Genomic DNA, 22,527 nt, shown 5'->3' on the forward strand with positions numbered 1-22,527 from the left:
CGTCGTCCCTCCCGGCCTTGCTGGCAGGTCCGAATTTCGAGCACACCAGCCTGCGTTTGTCACGCTGCCTCGGTTGCGGCCATCGTCTTCCACGCCGCCATCGCCCCGGCCACGGTCGCCAGCAGGGCGGCGCGCGATGCACCATCCCGCGCCTGGATCGACATGCCGTGCTGAACCGTGGCAAAGAAAGTCGCCACGGCACGACAGTCGAATTTCGCCGGCAATTCGCCCTCGGCCACGCCGCGCTCGAGGCGCTTGCGCAAGGCTGTGAGGTTTCCGGCGCGACGCCGGCGCAAATCCGCGCAGATGGCGCCGCTGCTTGAGTCTTCGTGCAGTGCACCCAGTGCAATCAGGCAGCCCTGCGGGCGATCGGTCCGCGAATAAGCCTTGGCTGTCTGCCGCAGGAAGTTCTCGATCGCCTTGCATGCCGTCGATGCCTGGTCCAACGCGGCCCAGATCTCTGTTCCTTCGGCTTGCGTGTAATATTCGGTCGCTTCGAGGAACAGCGCCTCCTTGCTGCCAAAGGCGGCATAGAGGCTGGGCGAATTGATGCCCATCGCAGCGGTCAGCTCGGCAATCGAAGTGCCCTCGTAGCCTTTGGCCCAAAAGAGCTCCATCGCGCGCCGCAGGGCCGCGGTTCGATCGAAGGTACGGGGACGGCCTCTTTCCGACATGGCGCCTTTTCTGTGTTGATCGATACATAAATCAGTTGACGCAACCGGGCAAGGCTGCCAGACATTTATGTATTGATCGATACAAAAATGGAGAAACAGATGTCTTCCAGCAATTTGAACGGCAAGGCCGCCCTCGTCACGGGTGGCAGTCGCGGCATCGGGGCGGCGATTGCACGGCGCCTGGCCGCCGATGGCGCGGCTGTCGCACTGACTTATGTGCACGGCGAGGAGCAGGCTCTCTCCGTTGTTGCCGATATAGAGGCCAAGGGCGGCCGTGCCTTTGCGATCAGGGCCGACAACCGGGATGCGGCGGCGATAGACAGAGCCGTCGATCAGGCCGTTGGCGCCTTCGGCCGGCTCGACATCCTGGTCAACAGTGCCGGCATCTGGCGAACGGCACCCATCGATACGCTGTCGCTTGCCGATTTCGACGAGACCATGTCGGTCAATCTGAGAGCCCCGTTCATCGCCTCGAAAGCCGCGGCGGCTCATATGGGCGAGGGCGGTCGGATCATCTCGATCGGCAGCAATCTCGCCGAACGCGTCACCGACACCAGCCTTGGCGCCTATTCCGCCAGCAAGGCGGCACTGGTCGGGTTGACCAAGGCCCTGGCGCGCGACCTCGGTCCGCGCGGCATCACCGCCAATGTCGTCCATCCCGGCTCGACCGACACCGACATGAACCCGGCGGACGGACCGCATGCCGAGCACCAGCGCCAGAAGATGGCTACGCCGCGATTCGGCAAGGCCGACGACATCGCCGGCATGGTCGCGTGGCTTGCCGGCCCCGAGGGGCGTTTCGTGACCGGCGCCGCATTGACCATCGATGGTGGTGCCAACGCCTGAATTTTGCGGAGTTCCTAGGCGGGAGCGGGAACACCCGCGCTCCCGCCGTCACGATGTTGTGAAACCGTTCTGCAACAGGCTTTCCGAAATTTATGAAAGCTTAACGAAATCGGTATGAATCGGTATAGTCGCGCCTTACATCCGCCATGCGGTGAGCGAGACGGTCTAGCGTGCGGAACGGGAACCGGTTGCGACCGGAGCGGGTGATTCATGAAATTCCTCGGAAACAAAGCAACCGCGATGCCGCTGATGGCGATCGCGGCAACGCTCGCCTTGGGCGCGCCTCAAGCCGGTGCGCAAGGGCTTTTCGACATGCTGTTCGGCGGTGGTGTCAGGCATGAGCCACAAGGGGAATTTCCGCCTCCGCCAAAGCACAAACCCAAGCCGAAAGTCCCGGCTGGCGGCGGTGGCGGCGTAAAGATCAGCAGCCCGTCCTATTACACCTACAAGGCTGACAGGCTGGTGCGCGTCGACTTCTCGACGCTGTCGGCGGCGCCGCAACCGGCAACGCCGCAGGACGCGGCGTTCGTTCCGTCCGCCACTGGTGCTGCTTTCCACGACGCCATTGCCGGTCTCAGCGACTACGAGCTCTATGCCGAGCCCGACATCGCCAAAGCACTGATTGCCTACTATTCGGCCAATCCGGACTTCATCTGGGTGAGCGGAGCCAGCCTCAACAACCGCGCCCAGGATGCGGTTCGGGTGCTTGGCGAGGCCGCGAGCTATGGCTTGACGCCAGCCGATTATACGGTCGACGTGCCGGCCGTGAATTCGGCCTCGTCGGACGACGCAGCCAAGTTGAAGGAATTGGTGCGCTTCGAAATGTCGCTTTCGGCGCGCGTCTTGCGCTACGCCCATGATGCCCAGAGCGGCCGTGTCGAGCCCAACAGGATGACCGGCTATTATGATTTCCCGGCCAAGCCGCTCGACATGGTCGGCGTACTGAAGACGCTCGCGCATACGCAGGAAGTGCGCACTTACCTCGAATCGCGGCATCCGCAGAATGCGGAATATCAGGCGCTGCGCGTCGAGTTGGAATCCTTGCAGGCAAGTGCCGAGAACGAGATCGTCGTCGATCCCAAGCTGCTGCTGAAGCCGGGGCAGACCAGCCCCGAACTGCCGAAGCTGCTGTCGCTGATCGCACGCAATCTCGATGACGACATGGGCGGCACCTATGGCGAGATCCTGTCGCGGCTGGCGACCAGCGAAGTCTACGTCCCCGAACTGGTGCCGCTGATCAAGGCGGTGCAGGTGAAGGAAGGCATGAAGGGCGACGGCGTCATCGGTCCGCGCACCGTCGCCTTGCTGGCCGGTACGTCGAAGGCCGACAGGCTGCTCAAGGTGCAGGTGGCGCTGGAGGAACTGCGCTGGCTGCCTTCCGATCTCGGCAGCCCGCGTGTCTTCATTAACCAGCCCGCATTCACCGCCAGCTACATCGACAATGGCGAGGAAAAGCTGAAGATGCGCGCCGTCGTCGGTCGGGTCACCAACCAGACGGCGTTCTTCTACGACCAGATCAAGCAGGTCGATTTCCATCCCTATTGGGGCGTGCCGCAGTCGATCATCGTCAACGAGATGCTGCCCAGATTGCGCAGTGATCCCGGCTATCTCGACCGGGCCGGCTACGAGGTGACGGACTCGCGCGGCAAGCGCATTCCGTCGTCGGCGGTCAATTGGGGCGCCTATGGCGCCAACATTCCCTACAGCGTGCGCCAGCAGCCGAGCGAGGCCAATGCCCTGGGCGAACTGAAGATCCTGTTCCCCAACAAGCACGCGATCTACATGCACGACACGCCGCAGAAATCGTTCTTCAAACAGGACATGCGCGCGCTCAGCCATGGCTGCGTGCGCCTGCAGGACCCGCGCGGCATGGCGGCCGCTGTGCTTGGCACCTCGGTCGACTATGTGGCCGAGAAGCTGAAGCACGGACACTCGACCGAGGATGTGACGCGCAAGATCCCGGTCTATGTCGCCTATTTCACCGCATGGCCCGACATGTCCGGCAAGGTCGAGTATTTCAACGATGTCTACGATCGCGATTCGCGGCTGAAGCAGGCCTTGGACGCGACCGAGGCGGTGCGTTCGCCGTCCAGCTGATCGTTCAGAACTGCGACAACGGGCGGCGGAAGCCCGCTTCCCGCCCGGCGATCAGCCAGTAGATCAAGCCGGCGACAAGGCCGGCGGCGGCGATGATGCCGATGTCGGCCCATCGCTCCGGATCCATGTCTTCCGCCGAACTCGGCCAGATCAGGAAGAAGCCGCCGGCGGCGGCAGCGGCGCCGAAGACCATGTGCATCAGGATATTGCGCAACGAGAAGAACTCGGCGATCAGCGCGAAGATCAACGTCTGCAACGCGGTCACGACAATCGTCAGGAAATAGATGAACATGCCAAGCGGCGGCACCACCAGGGCGGCGATCGGCGTAACCCCCATGACGTCGAAATACGCCGGCGCATTGGGTAGGGAACTGAGCGCGGCGTAGATCGCCACCACGGCGAACAGGCCGACCAGTATCGCGACGAGATAGCCGGCAAGCATCATCAGGATGCGCTTCATCACGTGCTTCGCCGTCGCCATGCCCATCCCCCATACGGCGCAGTCAACCGGTTCAGTCAGCCATCAAAGACGATCCGGCGCAAGGGCAGGCGCCTTTGCCGGCATGCCAGGCTTTCCTCATACACCAAGCATGGCTGGTCAGGCGCCGCCGCACAGATGCTCGGAGTCCGGCAAGGCCCAGTTCCCCTTGGCAACCAGATCGATCGAATAATAGACCCGGCCGCGGTCGTCGTCCTTGGGGCAGTCCCTGGGAATCGCGATCAGGCACATCACGACGGGTTCGCCTACCTTCGAGGCGGCGAGGCCAGGTTCGCGATCATAGGAGACGGCCCCGCCGCCATTGGTGAATGTCGCGGCGCTGCCCGCGTCGGGGTTGGCTGTTTCCAGCGGATCGTCGCCGAGCCGCGTGGTCAGCGTCTTGATGTGCGTGGACGCGCATTGCCCGACCGCGGAGGGCAGGGGCTGATCCTTGTTGCCGGGGTTGCGCGCCGCGGCGTCCAGCGCCTTCTTGCCGATCAGCGCGATGTTGTAATCCTGCACCCATGATGGCGCGTTGCCATAAGTCTGCAGGGCATTGTTGAGTGCGCTGACGATGCAGGCGGTGTCGCTCTTGCAAGCATTGCGGTCGGCGTTCAGCCCGCGGGCGATCTTGCGTTTGTCGCCGCCGAATGCCGGCTCGTATCCCTTGTAGGCCTTGGCGACCAGCAGATCGATGGCCGACAGCTGCGGGTCGGCGCAGATCGCTTTCTCCGCCGGCAGGCTTGCCTTGGCACAGTCGAAGGACGGCCCGTCGGCCCGCGCCGAGGGCGCGGCAAGAATGCTGCCGGCCAGCATGATGGCGAGGACGAGCAAGACATCGGTTCGAACGGAAAATCGCATGACTGCCCCCAAGCCAACAGCATTGCCCAAGGCGCTGCCCGCGCCCTGGCGTGCATATCACACTCCAAGGATGGACAATTTGCGGCACTCCGATTGGCCATGAAGGCGCGCGGAGAAAACGGCAGGCCCGTCGAATGGAGAGTGTCTGCCGACGGCTCCTACTTAGGCTCGGCGGTCACCGGATCGTAGGTGATTTCGACCTTCGCCTTGTCTGACGTATAATAGGTGACGGTGTAGGCACCATTGTCCCAGTCGACTTCCTTCACATAGCGGAAGCCGTCGCGCTGCTCGACCTTGGCGATGATCTCCGAAAGCTTCTTGGCGTTGGGCGGCGGCAGCGGCTTGTCATCCGCGGCCAGAGCCGGCCCGGCGGCGAGAAGAACGGCAACGCTGGTCACCACGAGAAATCTGGACATGGTTTTCCCTCAAGTTTCGACGCAAGGAAACTCGCTGGCCTGGGGGTTGGTTCCAGATGGGAGGCGAGGGTCTTGCAAGTCCACCGACTTGCGGTTGCGCGAAAAAAGAGTCCGCCAAAAAACCATGATGCACGCGTCACTATCCCCCCAGCCATAGTGCTGGCAGTTGATTGGGGGGTCCATATGCGCACGCGTCACATCGTCATGCTTGCACTGTCAGTGCTTTCCATCCCGGCCGTTTCCATGCCTGTGCAGAAAGCCCGAGCGCTGGAACCCGAACGCCACACGGTCTACTGCGCCGACGATCGCATCGAGGTGTCGTTCTGGGATCTCGAACAGATGAAGGTGCGGAACGGCTTCAACGTCTGCCAGTTCCAGAGCTACACAAGCTACAGCAGCGCGCTGAATTTCGCCCAGAAGAATTTTGGTGGGGAAGGGGCGAGTTGTAGTTGCTGAGGCGATTCCGGCCTTGATTATAATGTGCAGGAAAGCCGATAACGAGGCGCAGCTTACGCGCCAGTTACGCAACGCGACATCCGTGTAAACCGCTGTTCTTCACGTGTAATGCCAGTCGCCTACCCTGCCAAGCACAGGGATACTGGATTTCGGCTGGGGAGCACAGCGCTCACAGATGTCCAGGATACCACGCAGCCTAGAGCGGCTACGCCAGAGAGGTAGGCACGGTCAGAGGCATTCACGAGAAGCGTCTTTGCCGGGCGTCGAAAGCCGTCAACAATAAATATGGTGGTGGACGGCCCGAGTCCTTTTGCAGCCTGCTGCAATAACTATGTAATCACCGCGGATTGGTGAGGGCTTAGATGGTCCAGCAGAGGGTTGTTCGCGTCGCTTCCAAACTTTTGACTGTGGCTCTAGCAGGCCCGGCAGCGATTCATATTCTCGGTAAGCTCAATGAGAAGGTCGAATTCTCGGGCATCCTCACCAGGATTGTCTGGAATTTCCGCCTCGTCAGTCGCGCAATATGGACCGAGATTTTCGCCTTGATCCCCAATTTTCCGGTCATCAACGCGGACGTGCTCACGCTGGCCGTCCTGCTCATCGTTCCTACACTCCTGCAGAAGCCCACGCTCAGGGAGTTGCCCGAAAGCCAGTTTTATATTCGACTATCGCTGTGCCTCACTTACCTGCTGACAATCTGGTTCATACCGCTGCCCGGAAACAGTCTTGTCAGCCTGGCTTTGATGTCGCTCATATTCCTCGCAACGGTAGAATTCGCGTTCCGTATCGGCGTCATGCACGACACCCTTGGCAAGCGGTGGCGTTCGATTGACCCTGCGGGAATCGTTATAATGATTGCTGGGACCTTCGCAGCCGCTGTGGTCCTGAATTACATCGGCGGACGACCGGGCTTTGCGAAGGCACTCAATGACACCGTGCAGACCTTGGTGTTGGTGTTCATCTTCTATTTGGTGGTGCAACGCATTGAGCGAGGCGCCCCTGGTCCGCTGTACGTCGTACTCCTCGCCGGAGGTCTTGTCGGGCTGGATTGGCTGAGCACGACGGCCAAGCCAGCCATGGATGCTTGGCTTACCCATATTGGGGCCTAAGGGGAACTGCCATGAGCAAGACCGAGGTAATGTTTGATCTTCTCGCCGACACCTTTAACGAGACCATGAAGCTTTTGCCTCAGGTCAAGTTCGATAAGAACAACCGCGTCCATCAGGGCCTAATGGCCCTTTACGCGTCAATTATTGAAAATACGGACAGTGCGCTCGTGCTCCGCCGGGCTGGTAAGGCCGCAGGTGTGGATAACATCCTACGCACAAATCTGGAGGCATTTGTTGACCTCATCAACTTGGCCAACGATGACGCCTATTACGACCAGATGCTTGCGCTGTACCACAAGGATTGGCTGGATCTCATGGAACGGGGATTGGCCGGCAATCCGTACCTTGCCTTCTTCAGGGGTGATCCCGATGCAGCGAAGAGGCTCAGGGAGCATAAGGACGCATTGAAGGAACTGGAGAAGCTCGGCAAACCTAAGACCATCTTCCAACGCTTTCAGATGGCTGGGATGGAAAATGAATACCGTGCCGCGTACAAAGACCTGTCGGGTGTTGGCCACAACAACATCAAAGCCCTCTCTGAGCGCCATTTCATCTACAACGAGAATGGGGAGATAGAGGTGGCGGTTTTCGCCGAAATGGCCGAGGAATCTTCGCTGGCTTCCCTTGACCAGTTTGTGACTATTTTGACCCAAGCGGGGCACATTATCCACGACTACTTCAAGTCGGCGGGCGCTGTCGAAGCCGCAGCGTTGATGAAACATCGTGCTGACATGCAAGCGTTCTTTGCAGGTGGGTCGGACTGACAACAGGACGCAGTGGAGAACCCTGGGGCATCTGTGCTTTTCCCGCTAGGTTCTGCGGTAGCCTGAAGTAATGTCCGATGGTTTATCGGCAGGATTCAAGTGGCGCTGAGAGTGTGAAGCGGCCACCCAAAGAAGGGAAGAAGCCTTTCGACCGCGACACCGCAATCGCCATCGTGGCTTAGCTACTCCTAGATGGTCAAGTTCTATCTCGGGAGGCTCACTATGAAATCCCAGATACGTTTATCCAGAAAATTCTCAGCAGCTCCTTCTTGGGAACTCAGTTTCAGCATCTCGATAAGGTCCAAATTCGACAAGAGGATAAGAAGTTTGCCAGATTCCCGCATGGCCCCTTGGGCCGCACGGATCGCCCCTTCATTAGCTCCAAATCGCGAGATCAAGATGCATACAGTGCGCAATGCTCCGGAAAACAGATAGCGCTCTGTCGAATAAACTTGGTCCGGACCAATCCTTTCGCCGTAATTCTTACATTCAAACAATATCGCTTTCGTTCTGAAATCCTGCCGAATGCCATCCCAAAAGGGATTCCCCGGTTGTATCCTGCAGATAAAATCATATCGATTACCGCCATCCGAGGTTTCAGCCTGCTTTTGAAAGCCATAAAGATAGGGGTCGAACAGCTTTATAAAAACCGACATGCATAGCGTTTCGTATGCGGACGGAGAGAGATCGTTATTGGCAAAATGATCGCTCAGTTGTCGGCGCAGCATGTCGCTCTCTGAATCATTCGGTGCTGAGCCGGTAGGGTCCCCTTTTTTGAATTGTTGCAGCCGTGCTGTGATTTCCTTGAATGGCGCTGCTTTATCAAACAGTTCCTTCAGATCCCATATATCTACCGCGTATTGACTTTCCGCCCAGGCTTTTGCAGCCGGAGTGAGCTCGCTTCCCACCACGACGATCGGTCGAGAAATATCGACTGTTTGACTCAGGGAACGCAGCCGCTCGGCGTCAGCACGAAGCTTCAACATCGCGGATTCGACCCTCACTATTGAAACTTCGACGGGAATTTGGGCTCCTCCGAGGCTTGCAATTAGGTCGACTTCCATCTTTCCGATGCGTGCGTTGCGCACCACATCGTAGCCCAGCTTCACGAAAAGGTCCGCCACGACGTCCTCAAAAGCGAATGCTTTAAGGACCGTCTCACGGTTGCCGCCGTTCCTCATGGAATGCCCCTCAGTAATCTTCGTGTGTTCAGTAGGCGTTAGCAGGCAAAACCAACCACCGATCTTTTGGCGTCTAGTACCTGGCAAAGGCCACACGCTTAAACTTCTTCCGCCGAAAGGGCCAGGCACTGTGGCGCGGCTCCAACGTCTGTCAGTTCCAGAGCCATTCGAGCTACAGCAGCGCGCTGAATTTCGATCAGAAGTATTTTGGCGGGGAAGGGGCGGACTGTAGTTTCTAGCTACTGATCTGGAGTGCAATTTCAGCGCGGAAAATGGTGGGCGATGCAGGGATTGAACCTGCGACCCCACCCGTGTGAAGGGTGTGCTCTCCCGCTGAGCTAATCGCCCGCTCGTTGCCCGAAGGCCAAGCGAGCCGCGATATAAGGGAGGCCAACCGGTTTAGTCAAGGCGGTGTCCGGCATTCTCACAGCGATCGGATTCTTCACCCTTTCGGGTCTGTTCCGACAGGATGCCGGTCGCTGCCCGTTCAATGTCCAGCGGCGCTGATCAGCCTTTCCGCCAGATCCACGGTCAGCGCATCGAAATGCGAAATTATCGCCGAGGGCTCGAATTCGCGGACGTGGCGGTCGGTGTAGCCGAAATCGACGGCCACCACAGGAATGCCGGCGGCCTTGGCGGTGTCGATGTCGGTTTGCGAATCGCCGACCATCAAGGCGCGGTGGGGATCGCCGCCGGCCAGCCTGATGGTTTCGGTCAGGTGACGCGGATCGGGCTTGCGGAAGGCGAATGTGTCCTGTCCGGCGATGGCCGCGAAATGCCTGGTCAGGCCGAGCGCTTCGATCAGCGCCAGCGAGTTGGCCTCGTACTTGTTGGTGCAGATGGCCAGGAGATAGCCCGCCTTCTCGAAGCGTGCGATCGCCTCGATGACACCAGGGTAGGGGCGGGACTTGCCGGGAATGTTGTCGGTATAGTGATCGAGGAACAGTTTCAGCAGCCGGTCATGCTCGGTGACATCGAGCGAACGCTGCTGCGCGGCGTGCGCCCGCTCTATCATCACGCGGCCGCCATGGCCGACGAAACGCTTGAAGCCGGCCTCGTCGACGGCGGCGAGTTCGCTGGCGGCCAGGCTGTGGTTGAGGCTGTCGAGCAGGTCCGGCGCTGTATCGATCAGCGTACCGTCGAGGTCGAACACGATTGTCGGGCGAATCATTGTCTGTCCCACGCAGGTTTGTACAGCTGGCAGGCGATAAAGGCTGGCGCGCGTCAAGGCAAGCAGGGCGGTGGTATGGCCGCCAGGGGCTTTGACCGGACCGGCAAAAATGCTAGGAGCCCAAAACACTTAAGCGCGTCGCATGTGGTTCCCAAAAACCGAGGTTACTTTTGGGCGACATGCATCAAGTTTCGGGGCGGCAAAGCAGCATGGATGCGAGGCAATTGAAGGTCGAGGCCGCGCGGGCGGCTCTTGCCCATGTCAGCGATGGCATGCGGCTCGGGATCGGCACCGGCACCACTGCCGAAGAATTCGTACGGCTGCTCGCCGACAAGGTCGCGACGGGCATGACCGTCATCGGTGTCCCGACGTCGGAGCGCACCGCTGCATTGTGCCGCGAGCTTGGCGTGCCGCTGTCGACATTGGAGGAAACACCCGAGCTCGACCTCACCATCGACGGCGCCGACGAGGTCGACCCGGAACTGACCTTGATCAAGGGCGGTGGCGGCGCGCTGCTGCGCGAGAAGATCGTGGCCGCGGCCTCGCAGCGCATGATCGTCATCGCCGACCGGTCGAAGATGGTCGAGACGCTCGGCCGGTTTCCGCTGCCGATCGAAGTCAACCAATTCGGCCTGCGCGCCACCGAGATCGCGGTAGCGGCGGCGGCTGAAAATCTCGGCCTTTCCGGTCCGATTACATTGAGGATGACGGGAGGCCAGGCTTTTGTTACAGACGGCGGCCATTTTATCCTCGATGCATCTTTTGGCCGCATTCCGGATACAAGAGCGCTTTCGAATGCTCTCCACGCCATTCCGGGCGTGGTCGAGCATGGTCTTTTCATCGGGCTGGCGTCAGCGGCCATCATCGCCGGTGGCGACGGCATCCAAACCGTCCATGCCGCCCGAAAACCAGGGAGTTCTACCGATCATGATGTTGCATAACCGGGTTCGCGGCCTTTGCGTCGTTCTGGCGGCCTCGGCCGTTTTCGCCTTCTCCTCGCCGGCGTTTTCGCAGGACGTCACCGAGTCGCACCTGAAGGCCGCCCGGGCGGCGGTCGCGGCGATCCATGCGACCGACCCGTTCGACAACATCCTGCCGCAGGCGGCGGCCGCGCTCGAATCGCAGCTCATCCAGAAGAACCCGGACATGCAGGAGTTGATCGGCAAGACCATCAACGAGAAGGCGCTGGCGATGGCCTCGCGCCGCGCCGATCTCGAGAAGGAAGCGGCCCTTGCCTACGCGAAGGTGTTTTCCGAAAAAGATCTCAACGACATCGCGGCCTTCTATGGCTCCGAGGCCGGCAAGAAGCTGCTCGACAACGGTCCGGCCGTGACGCGTGATTTGGTCAAGGCAGCCGACATCTGGCAGAACGGCCTTGCCCGCGATCTCGCCCAGCAGGTCGGCGAAACGCTGGCCGCGGCCGCCAAGGCCAAGGCGCCGGCTGCGCCGGCACCCGCTGATGGGGCTGCTCCGGCGGATGGCGCTGCTCCGGCGGATGGCGCCGCGCCCGCTGATGGTTCGGCTCCCGCCGACGGCACGCAGAACTGATCCTGCGTTTTCAAATACGGCCTTGCGGCCATCTGTGAAGCCCGGCTTGTCCGGGCTTTTCTTTTGGCCTTTGGCGGCCTACCTGTCACTCACATTTTCCGACGTTCAAGGAGCTGCCTCATGGCCGGTTATGATTACGATCTCTTCGTCATCGGCGGCGGCTCCGGCGGGGTAAGGGCGGCGCGCGTTGCGGCGGCACTCGGCAAGCGCGTCGGCATCGCCGAGGAATACCGCTTCGGCGGCACCTGCGTCATCAGGGGCTGCGTGCCGAAGAAGCTCTATGTCTACGCCTCGCAATTTCCGGAGCATTTTGCCGACGCGGCCGGCTATGGCTGGACGGTGCCGGAGGCCAGTTTCAACTGGCAGACACTGGTCGCCAACAAGGATCGCGAGATCAGCCGGCTGGAGGCGATCTACAAGAAGAATGTCGAGGGCGCCGGCGGCGAGACCTTTCATTCGCGGGCGATGATCGTCGATCCGCACGTGATCCATCTTGTGGGCGAGGACCGCACCGTCACCGCCGACCAGATCCTGATCGCCACCGGTGGCCGTCCAGCGGCGCATCCGGCGCTGCCCGGCCACGAACACTGCATCTTCTCCAATGAGGCTTTCGATCTCAAGGCGTTGCCGAAGGCGATCATGATCGAAGGCGGCGGCTACATCGCTGTCGAATTCGCCAACATCTTCCACGGCCTCGGCGTCGACACGACCCTGGTCTATCGCGGCAAGGAGATACTCAGCCGCTTCGACATGGATCTGCGTCACACCCTGCACGAGACGATGGAAAAGAAGGGGATAAAAATACTCTGCCATTCGGTGACCGAACGGGTGCACAAGCGGCCGGATGGCCGGCTCGACGCCCTCCTGACCAGCGGCAAGACGCTGACGGTGGACCAGGTCATGCTGGCTATCGGGCGCATCCCCAACACCGAGAATATGGGGCTGGAAGGCGTCGGCATCGAGATGACCTCGACCGGCGCGATCAAGGTCGACGATTATTCCCGCACCAACATCGACAATATCTGGGCGATCGGCGACGTCACCAACCGCGTGCAGCTGACGCCGGTGGCGATCCATGAAGCGATGTGCTTCGTGGAGACGGCCTTCAAGAGCAACCCGACCGCGCCCGACCACGAAACGATCGCGACCGCCGTCTTCTCGCAACCGGAAATCGGTACGGTGGGCTTGTCGGAAGACGAGGCCGTCAAGCGTTTCGCGGATATCGAGATCTATCGCGCCAGCTTCCGGCCGATGAGGCATACGCTGTCGGGCCGCGACGAAAAGATGCTGATGAAGCTGGTGGTCGACGGCACTTCCCGCAAGGTGCTTGGTGCCCACATTCTGGGGCCGGATGCGGGCGAGATGGCGCAACTGCTCGGCATTCCGCTGAAGGCCGGCCTGACCAAGGATGATTTCGACCGCACAATGGCCGTGCACCCGACCGCGGCGGAAGAGCTTGTCACCATGTACAAGCCGACCTACCGCGTGAAGGACGGCCAGCGCGTCTGACTTCGCCTGCCGGCAGCGCCCGCCCGAGGGAGCAATCAATGCCCGTAACCGCTGGGCAGCGAACCTGACGGTGGCGGCACTGACAAACGCAGCAATTGCCGGCGCCTTCCCCGATGAACTGCGCGACGCCGGCCAGCGGCGGAGATAACTGGCGCGGCTACAGCAGGGTGCCGCGCAGGATGACGAGCGCCACCGAGAAATAGATCACCAGCCCGGTGACATCGACCAGCGTCGCGACAAATGGCGCCGATGCGCTGGCAGGATCAAACCCGATCCGTTTCAGGGCGAACGGCAGCATCGACCCCGAGAGGGAACCAAAGGTAACGATGCCGACCAGTGTCGTCCCGACCGTCGCTGCAATCAGCGGCCAGTGCGGGCCGTAATCGTAGAAACCGAAATACTGCCACAGCGTGATGCGGCAGACACCGACAACGCCAAGGATCGATCCCAGCACGAGGCCGGTCGGCAGTTCGCGCAGCGCAACCCGCCACCAGTCGCCGAGGCCGATCTCGCGCAGTGCCAGCGCGCGGATGACCAGCGAGGTCGCCTGCGAGCCGGAATTGCCGCCGGAACTCATGATCAGCGGGATGAAAAGGGTGAGCACGATCGCCTTCTCCAACTCGCTCTCGTAGCTCTGCATGGCGTTGGCGGTGAGCATTTCGCTGAGGAACAGGGCGCAGAGCCAGCCGGCCCGCTTCTGGATCATGGCGAGGAAGCTCATCTTCATGTAGGGCTCGTCGAGCGCCTCCATGCCGCCGAAGCGGTGCACGTCCTCGGTCGTCTCCTCGATCATCGTATCGATGATGTCGTCGATGGTGACGATGCCGAGGATCTTGCCATGGTCGACAACCGGGACGGCGAGCAGATCGTATTTGGAGATCGTCTGCGCCAGGTTTTCGCGATCCGTCAGCGGTGTGACCGTGACCGGCATGCGGTCCGGCGCCACCGACAGGATCGGATCGTCCGGCTCACCGGTGATGAGCCGGCGCAAGCCGGTCGACCGCACCAGGAGGTGCGTCTGCGGATCGACAATGTAGATCGCGTAGACGGTTTCGCGCGTCCGCTCGACCTTGCGGATGTAGTCGAGCGTGCGCCCGACGGTCCAGTCCGAGGGTACGCTGACGAACTCCGTCGTCATGATCGATGCGGCGCTGCCTTCGGGATAGCCCAGAATGGAAAGCAAGGTCGCGCGCAGTGGCGGCGCCAGCGCACCGAGCAGTTCGGAGCGTGCCGGCTCATCGAGCTCGCGCAGGATGTCGGCCGCGCGGTCGACGGACATGGCGGTGAGCAGCTTGCTTGCCTTGGGGCGAGGCAGGGCCTCCGCGAGTTCGGGCGCACCCTCGAGTTCAGGCTGATCGAAAATCTCGACCAGACGCTCGAAGGGTACGGCGCAAAGCAGATCCGTCGCGGTTTCGCGCGATTCATGGTTGAGCGCCTCGACCACGTCGGCGACATGGTCGTTTGCAAGGATGCGGGCGATGGCGACGGCCTCGTCGTCCGCTACAGGGAAGAAATCGTTCATGGCTCACTCCTTGCCGTCCGGCAGGACATGAACCATTCAGGTCACGTCTAGGCGGACGGCGGTTGCGTTCGACTAATACTGTCGCCAGGCATGGCGCGGTGACCTTTCTGCTTGCGGGTTCGCGTTTGACTATCAGCAAGCCGGCGCAACATAGGAGCGCGCCTTGCCGAGTCAATCGTGGTGACGATGGAAAACGGTGCCTGATGGCTTCGATCGCGACACTGTGATCGCCGACTGCCGTTTTGTCCGGCAAGTCGAAGTGAACGCATCGTTATTTCTGTTTCAGCCGGCGCGAGAAACGCAGCCATTTGTCTTCGACCGGCCGTGGCTGGGCCAGGATCGTGGTGAGTTCGACGGGCAGGGTCGGAGCCAGCGGCTTCTTGGTGGCGACACCGTCGGCGATCAAGACGATCGAGTGGTAGAACTCGGTACCGGCAGCCGATCTGGGTGCGACCGCCTCGTGCATGACGCTGATCACCGTGACATCCGGACAATTGTCCTTGATCGCCTGGTGGAAGGCAATCTTGCCCTCCGGGTCGAGCGCGCCGGTCGCCTCGTCGAGGAACAGGAGGCCCGGCTGCTGCAGGATGATGCGAGCCACCACCAGCTTCTGTTTCTGACCGCCCGACAGGACCTGATCCCAGCTTTTACCCTCGCGGTTTTCATTGGCCATGTGTTCGATGAAGTCACCAAGGCCAGCCTTGTGCAGCGCCGACGCAACCTGAGCATCGCCATGGTCGTGTTCGGAGCCCGGCAGGCAGACCAACTGTTTCAGCGACACCTGCTGCAGCTTGACCTCCTGGGCGGCATAAAAACTCTTCACCCCGTCAGGGAAGACGATGGTGCCGCGGCCATAGGGCCAGAGGCCGTTGATCGCCTTTATCAGCGAGGTCTTGCCGCAGCCGGATTCGCCTTTCAGGAAGGTCCACTCGCCGCGCCGGAAGCGCAGGTTCGCGGCGCTGAGGAACGGTGTCGCATCCTCGCCCTGATGCGCCAATTCGAGTTTCTGGATGGTCAGGCCGAAAACCGGGTTCTGGCTGGCATATTGGAAGTCGGAGCGGCCGGTCTGGCTGTAGAATTCCTGCGGGTGCTGGACGTTTTCGATCGCATTCGCCAGTTCGGTGACACGCTGGCTGTTGGCGCGCAGCGTGGCGATTGCCGGCATGACATGGATGAACCAGGAACATTGGCCGATCAGCGAATTGACCAGTTCGGAGCCGGTTATATAGCCCTTCAGATCGAGGCCGTTGTGAATGAACGGTACCAAGCCTGGCCCGTAGGCGACGATGCGGGCGCCGATGAAATTGTAGATCAGCTCGAACGACATATAGACGGTGTTGACAATGTTCAGCCGCGACCAGGTTCCGTCGATATCGACGTAGAGCCGGCGATGCATTGACTTCTGCACACCTTCACCATGCGATGCCGCGACATGAAAACTGCGGCGCAGGAAGGTGGTCAGTTCGCCGCGATAGCTACCTTCGGCTTGCTGCATCCGCACATTGAGGCGTTCCAGCAGGCTGCCGAGCTTGACCGCGATCCATGTGTTCAAAGGCACGTAAGTGGCGACCGCCAGGAAGGCGAGGATGGCGCTGCCGTAGCTGCCGAGGAATTCCAGTCCCTTCACCTCGACGGAGGTTTCGAGCAGCTTCTGACCGACGAAATAAAGCGAGGTGGCGACGCCAAGCACGCCCATGGCGAGGCCTATGGCGCCGCCCGTCATATCCTTGATCGATTCCTGCACGCGCTGGTCGATGTTGTCGGGAGCGGAGGCGCCGCCGCCGGTCGAAGCATGCTGGGCATGGAAATGCGTATGGTTGCCGTCCAGCAGCGCCTCGTTGAAACGGCTGTCCAGCCAGCCGCGCCATTTGCGGTGCAAGGTCACAGAGACAAGATTGCGGATGCCGGTGAAGCCGGCGTCCTTGAGCACGACCAGCAAAACGAGAATACCTGCATTGACCAGCAGTGTGCGAAGCGGCGTGGTGTTGGCGGCGTCGTGGAAGAAGGCGATCGAGTTGACCAGCTCACCAGAAGCTTCGGCGAACCAGACGCCCGCCTTGCTGGACAGCGCGGTAAGCAGCGCGATTACCAGCGTCAGCGTCCAGGCTTCTTTCCACCGATCCGACAACCAGTAGGCCCGCATGAGCCCCCAGAAACTGCGCATCGAGGATACCGGCGTCAAATGCGACCGCTCCGCGCCGCCGCTGTGTAGTCCATCCGGTACTGACTCCTGCGATCGTCTGCCGATCCGAATCACGATCCCGCCCAAACCTTTTTTGTTTTGTTACGGATGGTAACACCAATTGATCATTTTCCATTAATTTTTGTAGAGGGACGGCGGGATAAAGGTGCCAGCCGTGTCGGCAAGGCAACAGAACGGGCTTCCCATGCGTCGCGGGCAAGCCCGCCGAAAGGCGATTTAATACAGTGATATCATTCGTTTACCGGGCCCGACAACAGGACACACATACCTTCCCTTGGGGAAGGTATTCACACGATTTCGTGACCCATTTTGGCTTGTTCGGTCGACCGATTTTTCATTGCGGCTAACGAAAATTCCGGAAAACAGGCCGTCATAATGTGTCAACGGCCCTGTCCCAAAGGCCGAGCAATGACCTCAAAAAGTCTTTGCGGCAGGCGAAGGAATGACAGGCGTCAGCCGACCGTGTCCAGTTCGCCGCGCGCCTTGGCCGCCGCCACCTGGCGGATGGCATCGGCCAGCGTGTCGACGTCTTGCGCACCCATCACGGCATATTTGCCTTCAAGCAGAAAACACGGCACGCCTGATATGCCCATGCGCGATGCCGTGGCGATCTCGGTGCGCACCGCCTCGACATCGGCGTCGGTCGGCAAGAGCGTCGCCACCACGGATGCGTCCATGCCGGCCTCGCGGGCGGCTTCGACCAACACGGCATGGTCGCCGATGTTGACGCCCTCCTCGAAATTCAGCTGGAACAGGCGGCGGACCAGCCTGTTCTGCACGGCTTCGCCAGCGGCGCCAGCCCAGCGGATCAGGCGGTGCGCATCCAGCGTGTTTGGTGCCACCTTGATGGCATCGAAGGCAAAGGAAATGCCCTCGGCGTCGCCAAGCGGTTCGATGCGGGCATGGATCTCGCGAATGCGCTCGTCGCTGCCGAATTTGGCCAGCATATACTCCCGGCGGTCCTTGCCCTGCGGCGGAATGGTCGGATCAAGCTGGAACGGCCGCCAGCGTATGTGCACATCTATATCGCCGGCCGCGGCAACCGCCTTGTCCAGCCGCTTCTGGCCGATGAAGCACCACGGACACACGACGTCCGACACCACGTCAACGGTTATGGCGTTCGCTTCGCTCATCTCGATCTCCGGATTTTCAGTTCGGTTTGCGCCACCAGGTCGGCAGCTGATAACCGAATATGGGCGTCTTCCGCGGATGTTCCAGATAATTCCAGTACGCAAGCCACTGCTGCGTGTTGTACTGCATCGGCACCATGTAGTTGCCCGAGATCAGCAGCCGGTCGAGAACGCGAACGGCGGCGACATAATCCTCCTTGGTGTGTGCGTTCAGCATGGCGTCGATCGCGGCATCGATTGCCGGGTCGGCGACGCCGGCAAGATTGAATGATCCTTCGGTCTTGGCCGCAGCGGACGACCAACGCCCGATCTGCTCGATGCCCGGGGACAAGGAATTGTTGAAGCCGCTCGAGCCGACCAGCACCTCGAAGTCGAAACGCTGCTTGCGCGACTGGATCTGGTCGCCATCCAGGCTGCGGATGCTGACGTTGATGCCGATCTTCTCCAGTGTGCGCTGGTAGATGCCGGCCAGGCGTTCTTCGTCCTGCGAAGCGGTCAGGATCTCGAATCCGAAAGGTTTGCCTTCGGGATCGAGCATTGTGCCGTCCTGCACGTGGTAACCGATGCTTTTCAGGAGATCGAAAGCGGCCTTAAGCACCTTGCGGTCCTGGCCTGAACCGTCGGTCACCGGCGGTTTCCAGGTGCCGTCCATGATTTCGGCCGGGACGCGGCCGGGGTAGGGGGCCAGCAACGCCTTTTCCCTGTCGTCGGCCGGATGGCCAAGCGCGGAGAGTTCGGAATTCTGCCAATAGCTCATCGTTCTCGTGTATTTGCCGCCGAACAGGTTCTTGTTCGCCCATTCGAAATCGTAAAGCATGCCGAGCGCGCGCCGAACCACCGGGTTGGAGAATTTCGGCAGCCTGGTGTTGAACAGGAAACCGGTCACGACAGGCGGAATGCCGGTGTCGAAAGTTTCGGAAACCACCTCGCCCCTGTGGAAGGCGGGAAAGTCGAGATCGCGCTCACGCTTCACCGGATCACTGTCGTCGTCGATGGCGCAAAGGCCCTTCTTGAAGGCTTCGAGCTTGGCGTTGGCGTTGAGGAAATATTCGATGGTGATCTGGTCGTAATTGTCGAAGCCGCGCTTGGCGGGTGCGTCCTTGCCCCAGTAGTCCGGATTGCGCTTGAAGACGATGCGCTGGCCGGGCGTCACCTGCGCGATCGTGTAGGGTCCGCTGCCGATCAGCGGCTTCAGCGTCGTCCTGTCGAATGTGTCCATGTCAAAGGCATGCTTGGGGATGATCGGCGTCAGCGCGATGATCAGGGGAAATTCGCGATCGGCCTTGTCGTTGAAAGTGAAGCGCACGCTGTGGTCGCCGGTCTTTTCGAGCTTGGCGATCCTGGCCATGCGGTCGCTGTAGGGCGGGCGGCCCTTTTGCGTATAGACATCATAGGTGAACAGCACGTCTTCCGGCGTCACCGGCTGTCCGTCCGACCATTTGGCCTTCGGGTTGAGATGGAATTCGATGCTCTTGCGCTCCGGGTCCATGTCGGCGGTATCGGCGAGCAGCCCATAGAGCGTGAATGCCTCATCCGCGCTGCGCTGCATCAGCGGCTCGAAGACCAGATTGCCGAAGATCGTGTCCATCATGCCGCGCGCGGTCGTACGCAGGCTTTTCAGGATGAAAGGGTTGAGATTATCGAAGCTGCCGACGACGCAGTAGGTGATGCTGCCGCCCTTCGGCGCGTCGGGATTGACGTAGCTGAAATGCGCGTAGTCCGGCGGCAGGGCCGGTTCGCCTTGCATGGCAATCGCGTATTTTGGCTCCGACAGCGCCGGCAGCGGCAGGGTGAGAAACGATATCGCGGTGATCAGCCAAACAAGAACGCGGCCCATGACCGTCTCCTTAACAGGTCGGCTTGATGATTCGGTGCGCACCCTAGCATGAGGCAGCTGCGTGCCGGCCAATGGTGTCATCAAGAATTACAAGTGAGCGGGCTGGATTCGGCACCGCTTGCAGTGTAACACGCCGTCCGAAGTCATTCTGTTGCCTCATTTCGGCAACAGGTAGCTGGACCACACGGCGCAGAGAAGCCGGTTCCGGGATCATTTGAGAGGAAATGCACGACATGACGAGCCTGAACAGCAACGCGTACCGCCTGTCGGTCATGGCCGCTGGCGTGATCGGCTTTCTGGGCGCAGGACTTCCCGCGGCTTCCGCGCAGCAACAGCAGCAGATACCCCAGGGCTGGTTCAAGGCCTGCACCAAGCAGGAAGACGTCGATATCTGCAACGTCCAGAACATCGTCACCGCCGGCAACGGTCAGCTCGTCACCGGTGTCAGCCTGATCGAACTCAAGGGCAAGGTTAACCGCAAGGTGTTCCAGGTCACGGTGCCGACCGGTCGCCTCGTGCCTCCCGGTATCGGCCTGCAGATCGACACCGGCAAGGCTCAGAAGCTCGACTATGTCATCTGCTTCCCGGATCGTTGCGTGGCGGAAGTGCCGCTGACCGACCAGCTCGTCGCCTCGTTCAAGAAAGGTCAGGGTATCACGCTGACCTCGATCAATTTCCAGAACCAGGCCAACCCGATCAAGATCGCGCTGCAGGGCTTCAGCGGTGCCTATGACGGCCCGCCGCTGCAGCAGTCGGACATCGAGGACCGGCAGAAGAAGCTTCAGGACTTCGTGGCCAAGAACAACCAGGACTTCGCCAAGAAGCTCAAGGACGAGCAGGACAAGGCGAAGACCGCCAACTGATCACCGGCATCCGGCCAAGGCCGGTGCCAAAGAAAAAGCGGGGCCATGCCCCGCTTTTTTCGTTTCCGGCCTGAATTTCTCGGCGGATAGCTGGAGTGCCGGGAGGTCAGTGCCTGGATTGCCGTTTCGGCTCGTAGCGTCCATCCGGCTTCTTGTCGAACATCTCCTTGATCTGCGGGTGGCGAACGGGCTCGCCCGACCGGTCCTCGAGCAGATTCTGCTCGGACACATAGGCTATGTATTCGGTTTCCGAATTCTCCGCGAGCAGATGGTAGAATGGCTGATCCTTGCGGGGCCGCACATCGGCGGGGATGGCTTCGTACCATTCGTCGGTGTTGGCGAATTGCGGATCGACGTCGAAAATGATGCCCCGAAACGGAAACAGCCGGTGACGAACCACCTGTCCGATCGCGAATTTGGCCGTTTTCATCGTACTCACCACTGAATTCCTTGACTTTATTTGGCGCAGACTCCGAGTCAATTCAATCCCGAAGCGTCTGAGCGTCTTCAAGCTACGCAGAATTCGGCGCAAAGGTTTGGGTTGATGTCGCGATGCCGCGATAAAGTCCGCAAGTCGCTACCGATGCCGCACCGGCTTTCGCAGGCCACCCACGAGTGCTGCAAAGCCGCTGCCCGGACGAAGCCCTTCGCGCATGAAGAAGGCGCGCAGCGGCGCAAAACCGCCGAGAACGCCCAGACCAGCGCCCCGCGCGATCTGCGCCGGCAACATGTCGGAAAGCAGCGACATGTTGAGGAGATTGACCGCACCGCTACGCGCCAGAATATCGGGGCGACGCTTGAAATCGTAGGCGGCAAGGGCCTTGGCGCCGCCGGGGTCCTCACGATTTTCGCTCGCAATACCAACCAGATCGTCAATATCCCTGATGCCAAGGTTGAGGCCTTGCGCACCGATTGGCGGAAACACATGGGCGGCTTCGCCGACGAGCGCCACCCGCTCTCGTGCGAAGCGCAGGGGCGTGACGGTCGAAAGCGGATAGATCTGCCGGCCCGGTTCCACGGTGACCCGACCCAGCATTGACTGCATCTGCTGCTCGACCCGCATTGAAAGCGTTGCGTCATCCAGGGCGGCAAGCGCCTTGGCTGTCTCGGGCTTAACCACCCAGACGAGACTTGAGCGATTGCCCGGCAGCGGAACCTGTGTGAACGGGCCTGTCTCTGTGTGGAACTCCGTCGAGGTGAAGGCATGGTCTCGGCCATGGCCGAAATTGAGCACGAGCGCGGCTTGCGGGTAGGAGCGTGCGGCAGTCGAGATGTCCGCTGCCTCGCGCGCGGGCGATTGGCGTCCATCGGCGGCAACCGCCAGCGACGCGCCAACCTCACTGCCGTCGGCGAGGTCGGCGTGGGCTTTGTCGGCGCCGAGATGCCAGGCCTTGACCATAGACCTGCGCCATTCGATCCCGGAATGCGCGGCCACCTTGGCGGCAAGCGCCGGGCCAAGGACGCTGTTGGGCAGGTTCAGCCCAAACTGCTCCTCGTCGATCTCGGCGGCGCGGAAGGTGACGACGGGACTGCGGATCAGCCTGCTCGTCGCATCGACGATGCGCATGACTTTCAACGGCGCGGCCTTGGGTTTGATGTCTTCGAGGAGATCAAGCCGCTCAAGCACTTTCAGGGCAGGGTTCATCAGCGCCGTGGTACGGCCATCGGGAGCCGACGCCTCGGGCCCGACAAGCGTCACCGCAAAGCCGGCATCAGCGAAAGCGAGCGCCGCGATCAGGCCCGCGGCCCCGGTGCCGGCAATCAGTATGCGCGCTGTTTCCTGATGCTCCAAGGTCGGCTTCCGGCTTATGATGCTAGGCGGGCCACCAGACCTGCCAATCTATAGGCATATAGGTCAGATC

21 protein-coding genes and 1 tRNA gene are annotated in these 22,527 nt (G+C 60.9%); 9 read left to right on the top strand and 13 right to left on the bottom strand.

Translation table 11 applies throughout. From position 1 onward, the window contains the following. Window positions 1-59 precede the first annotated feature (59 nt). Complete coding sequence (locus tag MesoLj_RS22800) at window positions 60-674, bottom strand: TetR/AcrR family transcriptional regulator (protein ID WP_140773809.1); 615 nt, start codon at window positions 672-674, stop codon at window positions 60-62. A 99-nt stretch (window positions 675-773) separates the two neighbouring features. On the opposite strand from MesoLj_RS22800, the gene MesoLj_RS22805 reads away from it, so the two are divergent. Both MesoLj_RS22805 and MesoLj_RS22810 read left to right on the top strand, forming a co-directional pair. Then, window positions 774-1,520, top strand: coding sequence for a 3-oxoacyl-ACP reductase family protein (locus MesoLj_RS22805; RefSeq protein WP_202322671.1), 747 nt, complete (start codon window positions 774-776; stop codon window positions 1,518-1,520). 210 nt (window positions 1,521-1,730) lie between these two features. Next, on the top strand, window positions 1,731-3,617 hold the full coding sequence (locus tag MesoLj_RS22810) for a L,D-transpeptidase family protein (protein ID WP_202322672.1): 1,887 nt from the start codon (window positions 1,731-1,733) through the stop codon (window positions 3,615-3,617). 4 nt (window positions 3,618-3,621) lie between these two features. On the opposite strand, the gene MesoLj_RS22815 is transcribed toward MesoLj_RS22810, so the two are convergent. From MesoLj_RS22815 to MesoLj_RS22825, 3 genes are all read right to left on the bottom strand, one after another. Beyond that, the gene (locus MesoLj_RS22815; protein ID WP_202322673.1) at window positions 3,622-4,104 is read right to left on the bottom strand and encodes a hypothetical protein; all 483 of its coding nucleotides are present in this window, start codon (window positions 4,102-4,104) and stop codon (window positions 3,622-3,624) included. A 111-nt stretch (window positions 4,105-4,215) separates the two neighbouring features. Beyond that, window positions 4,216-4,956, bottom strand: coding sequence for a lysozyme inhibitor LprI family protein (locus MesoLj_RS22820; protein ID WP_244735145.1), 741 nt, complete (start codon window positions 4,954-4,956; stop codon window positions 4,216-4,218). 158 nt (window positions 4,957-5,114) lie between these two features. After that, window positions 5,115-5,372, bottom strand: a complete 258-nt coding sequence (locus tag MesoLj_RS22825) for a PepSY domain-containing protein (protein ID WP_140773813.1) — start codon at window positions 5,370-5,372, stop codon at window positions 5,115-5,117. Between the two features lie 183 nt (window positions 5,373-5,555). Here MesoLj_RS22825 and MesoLj_RS22830 point away from each other — a divergent pair, with 183 nt between their 5' ends. The 3 genes from MesoLj_RS22830 to MesoLj_RS22840 all read left to right on the top strand — a co-directional run bounded on the left by MesoLj_RS22830 (window position 5,556) and on the right by MesoLj_RS22840 (window position 7,701). Continuing rightward, complete coding sequence (locus MesoLj_RS22830) at window positions 5,556-5,828, top strand: hypothetical protein (protein WP_202322674.1); 273 nt, start codon at window positions 5,556-5,558, stop codon at window positions 5,826-5,828. Between the two features lie 362 nt (window positions 5,829-6,190). Further along, on the top strand, window positions 6,191-6,937 hold the full coding sequence (locus MesoLj_RS22835; protein ID WP_202322675.1) for a hypothetical protein: 747 nt from the start codon (window positions 6,191-6,193) through the stop codon (window positions 6,935-6,937). An 11-nt stretch (window positions 6,938-6,948) separates the two neighbouring features. Further along, on the top strand, window positions 6,949-7,701 hold the full coding sequence (locus tag MesoLj_RS22840) for a DUF5677 domain-containing protein (protein ID WP_202322676.1): 753 nt from the start codon (window positions 6,949-6,951) through the stop codon (window positions 7,699-7,701). A 203-nt stretch (window positions 7,702-7,904) separates the two neighbouring features. On the opposite strand, the gene MesoLj_RS22845 is transcribed toward MesoLj_RS22840, so the two are convergent. The 3 genes from MesoLj_RS22845 to MesoLj_RS22855 form a co-directional block, all read right to left on the bottom strand. Continuing rightward, window positions 7,905-8,882, bottom strand: coding sequence for a restriction endonuclease (locus MesoLj_RS22845; RefSeq protein ID WP_202322677.1), 978 nt, complete (start codon window positions 8,880-8,882; stop codon window positions 7,905-7,907). 273 nt (window positions 8,883-9,155) lie between these two features. Continuing rightward, window positions 9,156-9,230 (bottom strand) — tRNA-Val (locus MesoLj_RS22850). Window positions 9,231-9,369: 139 nt separating this feature from the next. Then, complete coding sequence (locus tag MesoLj_RS22855; protein ID WP_202322678.1) at window positions 9,370-10,053, bottom strand: phosphoglycolate phosphatase; 684 nt, start codon at window positions 10,051-10,053, stop codon at window positions 9,370-9,372. A gap of 209 nt (window positions 10,054-10,262) precedes the next feature. On the opposite strand from MesoLj_RS22855, the gene rpiA reads away from it, so the two are divergent. From rpiA to gor, 3 genes are all read left to right on the top strand, one after another. Beyond that, complete coding sequence (gene rpiA / locus MesoLj_RS22860) at window positions 10,263-10,994, top strand: ribose-5-phosphate isomerase RpiA (RefSeq protein WP_202322679.1); 732 nt, start codon at window positions 10,263-10,265, stop codon at window positions 10,992-10,994. Next, a complete protein-coding gene (locus MesoLj_RS22865; protein WP_140773816.1) occupies window positions 10,981-11,601 on the top strand; it encodes a DUF2059 domain-containing protein in 621 nt (206 codons plus the stop codon). Before rpiA ends, MesoLj_RS22865 begins: the two co-directional genes overlap by 14 nt. 120 nt (window positions 11,602-11,721) lie before the next feature. Next, window positions 11,722-13,110, top strand: a complete 1,389-nt coding sequence (gene gor, locus MesoLj_RS22870) for a glutathione-disulfide reductase (protein ID WP_202322680.1) — start codon at window positions 11,722-11,724, stop codon at window positions 13,108-13,110. Between the two features lie 157 nt (window positions 13,111-13,267). Here the strand turns inward: gor and mgtE are convergent, their stop codons facing one another. From mgtE to MesoLj_RS22890, 4 genes are all read right to left on the bottom strand, one after another. Next, the gene (gene mgtE / locus MesoLj_RS22875; RefSeq protein ID WP_140773818.1) at window positions 13,268-14,632 is read right to left on the bottom strand and encodes a magnesium transporter; all 1,365 of its coding nucleotides are present in this window, start codon (window positions 14,630-14,632) and stop codon (window positions 13,268-13,270) included. A 271-nt stretch (window positions 14,633-14,903) separates the two neighbouring features. Further along, complete coding sequence (locus MesoLj_RS22880; RefSeq protein ID WP_202327429.1) at window positions 14,904-16,796, bottom strand: ABC transporter ATP-binding protein/permease; 1,893 nt, start codon at window positions 16,794-16,796, stop codon at window positions 14,904-14,906. Between the two features lie 491 nt (window positions 16,797-17,287). Then, on the bottom strand, window positions 17,288-17,968 hold the full coding sequence (locus MesoLj_RS22885) for a DsbA family oxidoreductase (RefSeq protein WP_202322681.1): 681 nt from the start codon (window positions 17,966-17,968) through the stop codon (window positions 17,288-17,290). A gap of 16 nt (window positions 17,969-17,984) precedes the next feature. Beyond that, window positions 17,985-19,802, bottom strand: a complete 1,818-nt coding sequence (locus tag MesoLj_RS22890) for an extracellular solute-binding protein (RefSeq protein ID WP_202322682.1) — start codon at window positions 19,800-19,802, stop codon at window positions 17,985-17,987. Window positions 19,803-20,035: 233 nt separating this feature from the next. Between MesoLj_RS22890 and MesoLj_RS22895 the strand changes: the two genes are divergently transcribed. Then, window positions 20,036-20,665, top strand: a complete 630-nt coding sequence (locus MesoLj_RS22895) for an invasion associated locus B family protein (protein ID WP_140773822.1) — start codon at window positions 20,036-20,038, stop codon at window positions 20,663-20,665. A 106-nt stretch (window positions 20,666-20,771) separates the two neighbouring features. Here MesoLj_RS22895 and hspQ read toward each other — a convergent pair whose 3' ends face one another. Next, window positions 20,772-21,095: a heat shock protein HspQ gene (gene hspQ, locus MesoLj_RS22900; protein ID WP_056577259.1), complete on the bottom strand. Its 324-nt coding sequence runs from the start codon at window positions 21,093-21,095 to the stop codon at window positions 20,772-20,774. A 147-nt stretch (window positions 21,096-21,242) separates the two neighbouring features. Continuing rightward, window positions 21,243-22,457: a UbiH/UbiF family hydroxylase gene (locus MesoLj_RS22905; protein ID WP_202322683.1), complete on the bottom strand. Its 1,215-nt coding sequence runs from the start codon at window positions 22,455-22,457 to the stop codon at window positions 21,243-21,245. Window positions 22,458-22,527 lie beyond the last annotated feature (70 nt).

Origin of the sequence: Mesorhizobium sp. 113-3-9 (genome assembly GCF_016756515.1) — a bacterium.
Taxonomy (GTDB): Bacteria; Pseudomonadota; Alphaproteobacteria; order Rhizobiales; family Rhizobiaceae; genus Mesorhizobium.